This window comes from Bradyrhizobium sp. SZCCHNS3016, from assembly GCF_032484535.1.
Taxonomy (GTDB): Bacteria; Pseudomonadota; Alphaproteobacteria; order Rhizobiales; family Xanthobacteraceae; genus Bradyrhizobium.
Genome location: NZ_JAUETE010000020.1, coordinates 91,099 through 102,829 on the forward strand (window position 1 = coordinate 91,099; position 11,731 = coordinate 102,829).

Annotated in this window: 3 protein-coding genes; all 3 read left to right on the forward strand. The window is 65.3% G+C overall.

From position 1 onward, the window contains the following. Positions 1-23: 23 nt before the first annotated feature. The 3 genes from QW881_RS29225 (at position 24) to QW881_RS29235 (ending at position 11,554) form a co-directional block, all read left to right on the forward strand. The gene (locus QW881_RS29225; RefSeq protein WP_315758824.1) at positions 24-5,693 is read left to right on the forward strand and encodes a hypothetical protein; all 5,670 of its coding nucleotides are present in this window, start codon (positions 24-26) and stop codon (positions 5,691-5,693) included. After that, on the forward strand, positions 5,686-7,569 hold the full coding sequence (locus QW881_RS29230; RefSeq protein ID WP_315758823.1) for a hypothetical protein: 1,884 nt from the start codon (positions 5,686-5,688) through the stop codon (positions 7,567-7,569). Before QW881_RS29225 ends, QW881_RS29230 begins: the two co-directional genes overlap by 8 nt. 880 nt (positions 7,570-8,449) lie before the next feature. Further along, positions 8,450-11,554 (forward strand): DEAD/DEAH box helicase, encoded by a 3,105-nt coding sequence (locus QW881_RS29235; protein ID WP_315758822.1) that lies wholly within the window; start codon positions 8,450-8,452, stop codon positions 11,552-11,554. The last annotated feature ends 177 nt before the right edge of the window (positions 11,555-11,731 follow it).

Below are 11,731 nucleotides of genomic sequence, written 5' to 3' on the forward strand. Positions count from 1 at the left end.
CGACAGGGGGCGGCTGAAGCGAAATGTCCGAGTTCGATGATATCCGCAAGGAGCTAGAAGCGTCGCGCGCCGCGGTCGATGCGACGTCGCGCGAGATCGGCCGGCTTCGCCACACCCGCGCGCGGCTGATCCGCGACCGCGCACGGGCCGAGCGCGTCAGCAAGGGCGCCGACGATCCGGCGCTGGCGGCGATCGACAAGGAGATCAAGGCGGCGACATCCGAGATCGAGCGGCTGGGCGGTGCGCTGAAGGCGGCGAAGGACGAAGTGGTCCGCAATATCGGGCTGTTCGCGAACTTCACCGACCCACGCCGCAACATCGGCCTGCTGTCCGATCAGACGCCGATCCTGCTGATGCCGCTGCGGATCGAAACGCGCTTCAAGCAGGCGGCGGAATTCGGCGGCGACCGCGACGAGCTGTGGGTCCGGGTTTATCCGGACGACATCGCCGTCGACAGCTTCGAGGAGGCGTTGTCGGAAGACGAGGTGAAGCGCGCCCAGGCCTATTGGGCCGACGTCTGGCGGGCGAACCACGACACCGCCGGGGAGCGGGCCGCCTGGCGAACGCTGCTGAGCGGACAGGGCTCGGGGCGGTCCTATTACGTGACCCAGACTCATCGCCCGCTCAACGAGGCGGCGCAACCGGCCAGGGTGGAAGGCGTGCCGACCGTGATCCTGACGGTGGTGACCAGCGCGCCGCTGGCCGATCCCGAGCGAGGTGCGGTCAGCACGTTCTGGACCGCGCTGTGGCGCGCGGGCACGGATGTGGCCGCGCAGACGGACGCGATCGCCGCGCTCGACAACGCGCTCGGCGCCGAGCGCGCCGCGGCGGTCCGTGGGGCGTACCGGCCGCGGAATCTCGCCGACGCGCCGCCCGAGGGCGCGGACCGCGCGACCACCACGGTCATCGCCGCGTATCTGGAGTTTCCCGCCGCGGACGCCACGCCGATGCGCGAAACCGGTTGGTCGCAGCCGGCGACCGCGCGGACCCTGCCTGATCGCCTCGTCCTGCTCGGCTACAACGGCGGAACGCTCGAACTCGAGCAGCTCGGAAAGCCGATTCCGTCGCCGCTGCCGGTCACGCCGTCGCCGACCGGAACGGACGACGCGTCGGTCGCGAACGACGGCGACGACATCACGTTCGGTCCGGAGCTCGAATGGGTGCGCAACTTCGACCGCGCCGTCGAGATCGGCATGGGATTCCGGGTGCCGCTAACGCCGCCCGCCTTCCGCCGCGGCTTCGATCAGTTGATGGTGCTCGGTGTGCGGCTCGGGGCCGATGCAGACGCCGGCCGGGTCGCGCTGGAGCAGCTGTTCGCCCATCATCATCAGTCGAAGGCCGGGTTCTCGATCCTGCCGCAGGGCCAGCCGACCAACAACGTCGAGGGCGAGGGCGCCGCCTACAGCTGGCGCGAGGAGTCCGACGTCAGCTTCGATCACTACTTCGGCACTCCGCCCCTGGACCCCGACGGATGGTTCGAGCGGACAGACGGACGCTGCCTCGCCGCCACGCTCGGTCTCGATCCGGCCGCGCTGACGGCGATCCCCTTCTACCATCGCCACGACGTCAACGACGCCCGCGCCATGAACACGGCGCTGTGGCCGGCCACGCTCGGTTACTTCATGGAGAGCATGCTTCATCCGGTCTTCGACGATTCGACGGTGGAGCGGACCCGCGACTTCTTCGTCCGGCACGTGTCGGCACGCGGGCCGATGCCCACGATCCGCGTCCGTCGTCAGCCCTACGGCATCCTGCCGGCGACGCCGCGCTCGCGCATCCAGTGGATCTTCGCGGGGTCGAACGTCGCGGTCGGGGCCGCGCACGTGCCGGACGATCCGGAATTGCGGTTCCTGACGCGGTTGTATCAGTTGCTGCGCAAGGTCGAGGCCGATCTCGAGCCGCTGATGTCGCGGGTGTCCTACATCGGCAAGCCGGACGGCGACCGTCATCAGATACTGCTCGATGTCCTCGGCCTGCACGCCGGATCGGTGGAATTCCAGCAGCGCTTCGCCGAAAGCTTCAAGGAACTGTACAACCGCCTCGCGATGCAGGGGGCGGGCGGCGCCTTGGTCGCGCTCCTGCTCGCCGCGGGCTATGTCGGAAGCGGGCTCGATCTGCTGAAGCAGCTCGGCTACGCGCCGCCCGAGGGGATCGAGGTGCCGGACATCCTTGAGAAACTCTTTCTCAAGGCGCCCAACCAGCTCAAGGGCCCGCTGATCGACGACCGTCCGTTGTCGGAGACCGAGCAGATCCGCGCCTACACCGCCGGCGGCGACAACTACATCGGCTGGCTGATCAAGGCTGCGGCGACCTCCCACGACGCGCTGCGGCTGCAGCAGGGCTTCACCCAGCGCCCGAACGCGCTGCTGTATCTCATGCTGCATCACGCGCTCGACCTGAGCTTCGTCGAGACCAGCATCCGCCTGTTCTTCAATGCCGGGCTGATCGGCGAGACCGAGCTGAAGGCGGCGCGGCGCGAGCCGAAGTTCTTCCAGGTCGAGGAGGCGAGCCTCGCCGTGCCGGCTGCGGCCGGCGGCAGCCGCTGGCGCTACCTCCACCGCAGCGACGCCGCGGTCACCGGAACGGGACTGAGGACGGTCGGCGAGTTCATCCCGACGGTGCTGACCTCGATGGTCGCCACCGCGTATCTCAAGCGCCAGCTCGATGCGCTCGAACGGCTGAAGAGGTCCCCGACGGCGGTTCTTGAACGGGTGTTCGCCGAGCATCTCGACCTCTGCACCTACCGGTTCGACGCCTGGTACGGCGGCATCATGAGCCGCCAACTGGAGCGGATGCGCTATCCGAACGGTGCCGGCCAGGGGACCGCCCAGCCGGGCGCACCGACCGGAGAGGCGAAGACCGGAATCTATCTCGGCGCCTATGGCTGGCTCGAGAACGTCAAGCCGGAGTTCAAGAAGCTGACGGCGATCGAGCTGCCGGCAAACCTCGCGGCGATCTTCGGCGATCCGGATGCGCCGCCGCTGATGCGCGACCGCAGCAACCAGGGCTACATCCACGCGCCGTCGCTGAACCAAGCGGTGACTGCCGCGGTGCTGCGCAACGGCTATCTGTCCAATGCCACGCCCGACAATCCCGGCAGCCTCGCCGTCAATCTCAGCTCGGAACGAGTCCGCATCGCGCTGTCGATCATCGAGGGAATGAAGGGCGAGCAGAGCCTCGGCGCGCTGCTCGGCTATCAGTTCGAGCGCGGCCTGCACGACCGCCACGACGTCGAAGTGGACGGGTTCATCTACGACCTCCGCAAGGTGTTCCCGCTGGTCGGCGACCGGCTGGCTCCGACGCGTACCGGCCGGCTCGACGCGTTCGGTCGGCGACTGCGGATCAACCGGGTGGAGGCGCGCAACGTCATCGACGGCCTTGCTTTGGTCGAGCACATCAAGACCAGCGGCGTGAGCAGCTACCCGTTCGGCCACGATGCCGACCTGCCGGCGGCGAGCCCGCAGCAGGCCGCGGCGATCACCGCCGAGGCCGCGCGGATTGCCGACATCGCCGACGCGGTCGCCGACCTCGCGATGGCAGAGAGCGTGCATCAGGTGGTGCAGGGCAACTACGACCGCGCCGGCGCCGTGCTCGACACCTACTCCAAGGGAAAATTCCCGGCGACCCCCGACGTGGTGCGCACGCCGCGGTCGGGGGTGACGCTGACCCATCGGGTGGCGCTGCATCTCAAGGCCGGGCTCGACCCGAACGACGGCGCGCTGACATCGCCGCGGGCGAAGGCGGAGCCCGCGCTCAACGCCTGGCTCGCGGGCATTCTGCCGCCGCCGGCAGCGGTCGCCTGCTCGGTGACGGTCACCGACCCGCTCGATCTCTCCTCCGTCACCTACAACGTGACGCAGGTCGATCTCGGCCTGCTGCCGATCGACCTGCTGTATCTGCTCGATCCGGACAACGATCCAGCCGCCAAGGCGCTCGACGATCTGATCGAAGCGCATGTGATCGCCGTCCATGCACCGCGCCCGGACGCAATGCTGACGATCGCCTACCGCGAGAGGATTGCGGCGATCGCCGGGCATGTGCCGCTGTTCGAGCTGTCGGCGTTGGTGCGGCATCTCAGAAGCCTGCTGCTGCGCTCGCGTCCGCTCAAGGCGAGCGACATGGCGATGGCCGGCGAGGCGAACGAGGCCGTCGATCTTGACGCGGCGCTCGCGCGCGAGCGGGCGACGCTGCCGCGCGATCTGCTCGCCGCGCGGCTTGCGGATCTCGACGCCTTCCGTACGGCGCTGCAGGCCCGCCTCGACGCCAAGCAGGAGGCTCAGATCGCCACGGAGATCGAGCAGACGATCACCGGCTTCGTGTCGGTGATGCAGGGTCTCGGTCCATTCGCGGCGTTGCAGACCGGTACCGGTGCCGTCTACGCCGACCGGCGGCGGATCTTCTCCCAGTTGCACGCCGCACTCGCCGGCTACATCGCTCGATGGACCAGGCAACTCGCCGAGTTCGACACACGTATAGTCGCCTACGACGCTGATTCCGGCGCGCCGGACGCGGCGAAGTTCCTGGCGCTGCGGGTGGCCGAAAAGCTGATCGCGACCACGGCGACCGACCCTCTACCGGCGCAGCCGGACGATTTCCGCGACGATCTCATGAGCGGCAAGCGCGCCGCCTTCGTTGGACAGCGCGCCGTTCTGATCATGCTCTACGACAATGCGTCCGATCTCGCCGCCCTGCATGACGGCATCGAGGCGTCGAAGGCTGCGAACGCAGCGTTCGACGCGACGGCGATCGACATCGCGGCACAGCGCACGGCGGTCGTCGCCCTCGCAGAGGACATGGCGAAGCGCACCGCCGCGCTCGCGCTCGAACTGACGACGCGGCTGCCGGCGATCCAGGCCCGGCTCGATCAATACGATGCGGCGGCGGAGGCGAAGAACAAGATCGAGGCGTTGACCGCGGCGGCGAAGCTGCTGTTCGGCGACGATTTCAAGATCGTTCCGGATTTCGGTCTGCCAGCGGCGCAGGCCGGTGAATGGAGCAACGCCTGGGGCGCGGGGGCGCAGGCGGACGAGACCATTCTCGGGTTCCTCAAGACGACGATCGGACGCCGCTTTCCGCTCGACGACTGGTTCACGGGTGTCGCGCGGGTGCGGTCGAAGCTGCACGATCTGGAAGCTTCGCAGCATCTCGCCGACGCGTTCACGGGGGCGGGCGTCGCGCTGCAGGCGCTGCAATTTCCGCATCGCCCCGAGTTGCCGTGGCTCGGACTCGAATTCCCGGAGACCGATGCCGACGGAAAGCCGTTCGTGATCGACGAGGACAAGCTGCTCTATACCGCGCATTTCGCCGAAAGCTTCGATCCGGCGCGGCGGCAACTCGGGCTGTTGCTCGACGAGTGGACCGAAGTGATCCCGCGCCCGACCGAGGATACCGGTCTGGCGTTCCACTTCGACCGGCCAAACGCCGAGCCGCCGCAGACTCTGCTGCTGGCGCTGCCGCCGAAATTTGTCGGCTCGTGGCAGTGGCAGGATCTCGTCGACACGGTACGCGAGACGATGGACCTCGCCAAGAAGCGCGCGATCGAGCCCGACCACGTCGACACGACCGCCTATGCCCGCTTCCTGCCGGCGCTGGTGTCCGCCGTGGCCTTCCATCCGATCACGGCCTCGCTCAACTTCGCCTTCAACAACAACCTCGCCGCGGTGCTGGCCGAGACGGAGACGGGCAATGGCTGACTATGTCGCGGTTCAGAACCTCTCCGCCGTGTTCTCCGGCAAGGTGAAGCTGCCCACCATCACGTTGTGGAACAGGCTCGAGGGCCGCCCACGCACGCACGATTTCGAGCGCGCGCTCAAGGCCGAGGTCCGTGATCCGCTGTGGCTGCTGACGAAGCAGTGGCAGATGGGCGAGTTTCAGGGCGACGACGCCGGCTCGCCCGTCGTCGCCAAGGTGCACATCGAGACCACCGAACTGACGAAATACCGCGCGGCCAGCAATCCGCCGGAAGCGTTCGCCGACGACGTGCCGCTCGAGGCCAAGGTCGAGCGGCGGCCGATCCCGTTCCGTCTCGCCGGCCAGAAGATCGCGTTCGATCTCCGCATCGCCCTGGGCCGGCGCTGGCTGAAGCTCGTCGCCGGCATCGAGCCGGGGCTTGCCCAGCAATTCATCGCGGCGCTGCCGGTCGCCATGCCAGATCCCGCGCTCAAGGCAGATGCGCCGGTCGCCGCCCATCGCGAAGCCTGGCAGACGATGGCGGCGCTGGCCGGCCGGTCGATGGACGGCTACGACCTCGTCGAGCATCTGACGGCCGCGCCCGGCAATCACGCGCACGACCTCGTCGTGCTCGGCAATCCGGCCAGCGCCGCTGCGATCGAGACGGCCGAGGCGGAATTCCTTGGCTGGTACCGGGAGGCGTTCTACCAGTCCGCCGCGGGTGCCGCCGATGCCTGGCTGCCCGATCGCCTCGAATACGCCTTCGCAGCGTCGGCGCCCAAGGCGGGCGGCGAGAAGCTCGTGGTCGCCGACGAATACTTCCAGGGGCATCTCGACTGGTACAATTTCGACGTCGACGCCTCCGGCGCAGGGCTCGGTGACCTGGCGGACGCGCCGCCACCGGCCGCCGTCGAGACGACCTTTACGGCGTCGTTCATCCCGGCGCCGATCCAGTTCGACGGCATGCCGAACACACGCTGGTGGACCTTTGAGGAGGGACGAACGAATTTCGGCGACATTGATCCGGAGACGACGGACGTCAACAAGCTGCTGCTGATCGAATTCGGCCTCGTCTACGCCAACGATTGGTTCTTGATGCCGTTCACGGTGCCGGCCGGGACGATCACCCGGGTCGCCGGCATGAGCGTGACCAACGTCTTCGGAGAGCGGATCTGGGTCGAAGCCGCGGGCAAGGGCGGGGACGCGGATTGGCAACGCTGGTCGATGTTTACGCTGGCGACGAAGGGGAGCGACAACATTCCCGCCGATCTCAGCCTGTTCATCGTGCCCAGCGTGCCGAAGATCCAGGAGAGCGAGCCGCTGGAGTCGGTGGAACTGTTCCGCGACGAGATGGCCAACATGGTGTGGGGTGTCGAGTCGCGGGTGATGTTGGCTTCGGGCGACAGCAAGAGCGGGCGCAGCGCCGCGCTCGACACCCGCCGCTATTTCCGTCGCCTGGTGGAGGAGAGCCTTCCGCCGGGCCCACCACCTGCGCCGCCGATCGAGAACGACGCCGCGATCCGCTATCGGCTGATGAGCGAGATGCCGGAGAACTGGATTCCATTCATCCCGGTGCACATCGACAACGACAGCCGCGAAATCCAGCTGCGTCGCGCAGCAATGCTGCGGGTCATCGACCGCGACCCGGATCCGCCGGTGCGCGTCGAACCTCGCACCGATCTGCTGCGCCACGGTCTCGACCTCCCGCAGCAGCAGGGCTACAATCTCCATGAGGAGGAGGTGCCGCGCGCGGGCATTCGTGTCACCCAGAGCTTCCAGCGCACGCGCTGGTACAACGGCCGCACTTTTGTCTGGCTCGGCATCCGCAAGGAGACCGATCGCGGCGAGCGGTCGAGCAGGCTCGCTTTCGACGCGATCCTTCCGAAGCGGAAGGCATGAACGCATGAAACGTCACCGTCGAAATATAGCGGTGGCGCGGCCGCCGGAGATGGAGGGTTGAACGGGCGCGCGCCATTCCCAAGTCGGCAATTTCTCGCGCGACGGCAGACGCCCGGCGCGCCAAGATTACGTAGCGGCCGGCAAGTGTGAATATCCGAAGACCCATTCCCGACCTCAGCGCTTCCTTCATGACATAGGAGAAGCAACGGAGAGCCAGCACGAGGAACACCGCTCAAGGTTGAGCGCGGAGAAGTTCGCCTTGATTGTGCCGAATCTAGAGTCACTGCGTTATTGTACGTTGCGGCCTGAGCCTCTTCGGCAGAGGCCCATAGCCATAAGGGCAGAGATCACGCGGTATCGCTTATAGCACGGGCAACCGCCGGCTCTGCTCAAACCTGGTGACGGGTAGTCCCACCGCAGGCCGTCTCAGCCGGGCTCGTGACTTCTGTGCAGCCCAGTCACCAAGGCCGCAATCACGCTTATCAACGCGTTCGTACCATGGTCATTCAAGAACGAATCTCTACGTCATAGTTGTCATGGCACCCCAGTCTGCCACGTGGAGCGCGACGATGGTGCTGGTTGGTGACACCGTCGCACTTAAGGGGAGAATGGTGATCGACACTCCGAAGTTTGGATCCCTTGAAGCCGTCGAATCCGCTAAAGCTCGACAAAGATTCGCAGGCTTGCCTAGCATTCGTCAATTCAGCACGAGAATTCAGTGACCACTGCTCTTCGTACGCTCCGTGGCTCAACGCCGCGCAAGAACACATCAGCAAAGCGCTCCGCGTCACCAAAGGCCGCCCCGCGGAAGAAGACATCGGTTGCGACAACAACGAAGGCTCCGATTCGGACTGGCATTTCCTCCTCGTCTCCACTGGGCATGTTGGCGCTGTATCTTACGGCGCGATGGCGTGCTTCGGGCCGAGGCGGACTTGTGTTCCTCGCTGAAAATGAGAGCCGAGCCGAGCTGTTGGGTTCGATCATCCCAGTTATCGAGCCGGGCTGTGATGTGCTCGTCTATCCCCGTTTGAACACGCTTCCGTTCGATCAGCTTGAGCCTTCACGTGATATCGCGGGCCGGCGGAGCTCCGTCTTGAGACGCCTTGCCAGGGCAAAGAAGCCGATCCTGCTGATCACGACGGCGGAGGCCATAATGGAGCTCCTGCCGTTGCCTGCGAACTGGTCTCGTATCGGATTTCCACTTCGGACCGGGGCCGTCTATTCCGAGGAAGACCTCGAGGCGCGTCTGCAAGCTCTCGGGTACGACCTGGACGATAGTCCGGATTATCCCGGTGGAGTTTTGTTTCACGGCAACACCTTCGAGATATTCCCAGCCGGCGCGTTCGGACCTTTTAGGATAGAGCATTCCGGAGGGAGAATCCGGCGTATTGCAGCGATCAATCCGATAGACCAGGAGGTGATTTCTGAAACGAAGGAGCTCCTGATTGACCCGATGTCCGAGCGGCTGGCGTTCACGGGCCGGGCTCGAAGAAGGTCCAGCCTATTGGACTATTGTGCGCGCGCCAAATGGATCGCCGACAGCACCGTGCCCAGGCACGCCGACACCTGGTTGAGCACGATCGAGGATGCGGCCGCCCGCAGTGAGCGCGACCGTGCCTATCTCAGCCGACGCGAATGGGAGCTGGCGGCGAAGAAGATCACTGTGTTGCCGCCAACCACTCCGTATCGTGCGACGCCAGAGTTCTACAAGGCAGCCTCTCCGCGGAAGGCCCTCCGTGCATTTATCGAGGAAGCCCAGCGCGGTAGGGCACGTGTGCTTTTCGTCGCTGCGGTCGAAGCGGATTTGCGTGTGATGGCCCGGATGAGCGCTATCAAGGCCGAATGCGTGCCGGATTGGACGCACGCGACCGCAACGGGCAGGCAGCAGGCCGCATTGCTGGCAGGCTTCGATGCGGGCTTTGTCGTTCCTGGAAAGAAGCCGCTCGTGGTCATCACTGCTGCCGACGTGCTCGGCAGCAGGGCACACCAACCGCAACCGACGAACTGGGCATGGACGCCCGGCTTCGATTCGGGAGACCTCCCTGAACTCGGATCCGTTGTCGTTCATCTGCAACGTGGACTCGCACGCCTTGGCGGCTTGAGATCCATGGGCACGGGAGATCTTTCGGCGCGCGAGATGGTCAGGTTGGTATTCGCCGGAAACGATGCCGTTCTCGTCCCTCTTGCAGAATTGGCCCTGATCTGGCCCTACGCCGCTGAGCTCGGAGACACCTCGCTGGACAAGGCCGACGGCAGCTCATGGCGGCCGCGGCGAGCTGCTGCCGAGACGGAGATTCATGTGGTCGCAAAGGAGCTGGCCAAGCAGATGAGTCAGCGCCGTCGGCGCCCGGCTCCGAAGCTCGTGCCGCGCCCTGCTGTCTATGAGAAGTTCGTCGCGCGTTTTCCCTATTTCACTACCCCCGATCAGGCGAAGGCCATCCGCGACGTTCTGGATGATCTTGCATCGGGGCACCCGATGGACCGGATCGTCTGTGGGGACGTCGGCTTTGGCAAAACCGAGGTGGCGCTGCGAGCAGCGGCAGCCGCCGTGCTGGCCGGAAAGCAGGTCGCTATCGTCGTGCCGACGACAGTGCTGGCACGACAGCATGTCGAAACCTTCCGCAAGCGCTTCGCGCCTCTTGGCATCGATGTTGGAAACCTGTCGCGGGTTGCCTCGGCCGCCGAAGCGCGAAAGGTAAGGGAGCGCCTCAAGAGCGGAGAACTCAGGGTCGTCGTCGGGACCCTCTCGCTCGCATCCAAGGAGGTGAGATTTGCCGAACTTGGCCTGATCATCATTGACGAGGAGCAGCATTTCGGCGCTGCTGAGAAAGCCATGCTGTCGGGCCTCAATAAGAACGGCCACAGGCTCTGGATGAGTGCGACTCCGATCCCCCGCACACTTGCGGCCGGCTTGACGGGCTTGAGGGATCTCAGCGTGATCGCGACCCCGCCGGTCCATCGTGTTCCGGTTGCCACCAAGGTGGCACCGCTCTCGGACATAGCTATCGCCGCTGCCCTGGTTCGTGAGCACAGACGTAACGGTCAGAGTTTTGTCGTTTGTCCGCGGATCCAGGATCTCGATCCCCTGCTGGCCAGGATCCACGCGCTGGCGCCGGAACTACGTATCATTACCATTCACGGCAGGTTGCCAACGGACGAGATTGACGAGCGATTGATGGGATTCGTCGAAGGTCGGGCCGATGTACTACTTGCAACCAACATCGTGGAAAGCGGCCTCGACATTCCACGTGCGAACACTATCGTTGTGTGCTGGCCAGAAAAATTTGGCCTGGCACAATTGCATCAGCTCAGGGGACGCGTAGGACGCGGCGGCATCCGGGCGTTTGCACATTTCCTGACGGAAGGCGGCTCCGAACGCTCGGAAAAACGGCTTTCCGCCCTCGAGGAATTGAGCCGTCCGGGCGCCGGCTTCGCGATCAGCGCTCGCGACCTCGACCTCCGCGGCGGCGGCGACCTGCGCTCCGATCGACAATCCGGCCACACGCAGGTGTTCGGACCGACGCTTTACGGCCACCTTCTTACGCTTGCCCTGGAGGGAGACCGCGATGGAATGTCCGCGCTCTGGATCCCTGAGCTGAATCTTCCCATCCCTGAGCTGCTTCCCGCGAGCTATGTGCAATCGGAGGCGGTCAGGCTGGAGATCTACACTCGAGCCGCTCGGTGCCGGAGTGATGACGAGCTGGAGGAGCTCGAGGATGAAACGCACCGCCGATTCGGCAAGCTGCCATCTGAGGCCAGCAATTTCTTTGCTGTCGCCAAGCTCAGGGTAAGTTGCCGGCAACGAGGGATCATGCGTCTCGATGTTGGGCCTGATGCGATTGCCGCAACGATGCTTGCAGGGAGGATCAAGAAATCACGCTCCCGGTTGCTGCAGCGCGAGGGCGATCGCGTCGTCTATCCCGGGCGCAGCGACGAACCTGCCTTACGAAGGGTCGAACAGTTCTTGGATCTATTGGACGAATGAAGGGTGACGCGTGACCCGGCTTGAAGCGGTTCTGTGTGCTCTCGTCGGGCCCCGAAATGAAAGCGATGGAGCTTGACCCTTGGCAAGGACGATTGAGAGAACTGGACTGCCCCCCTTAAGTGAGACACGATAATTTCTGTGACAGTGGGGTTGCCACGACGACTATCGTGCCTTGTT

Coding starts and splice junctions, on each gene's coding strand:
- QW881_RS29230 (WP_315758823.1), top strand. CDS start 5,686: ATGGCTGACTATGTCGCGGTTCAGAACCTCTCCGCCGTGTTCTCCGGC.
- QW881_RS29225 (WP_315758824.1), top strand. CDS start 24: ATGTCCGAGTTCGATGATATCCGCAAGGAGCTAGAAGCGTCGCGCGCC.
- QW881_RS29235 (WP_315758822.1), top strand. CDS start 8,450: ATGTTGGCGCTGTATCTTACGGCGCGATGGCGTGCTTCGGGCCGAGGC.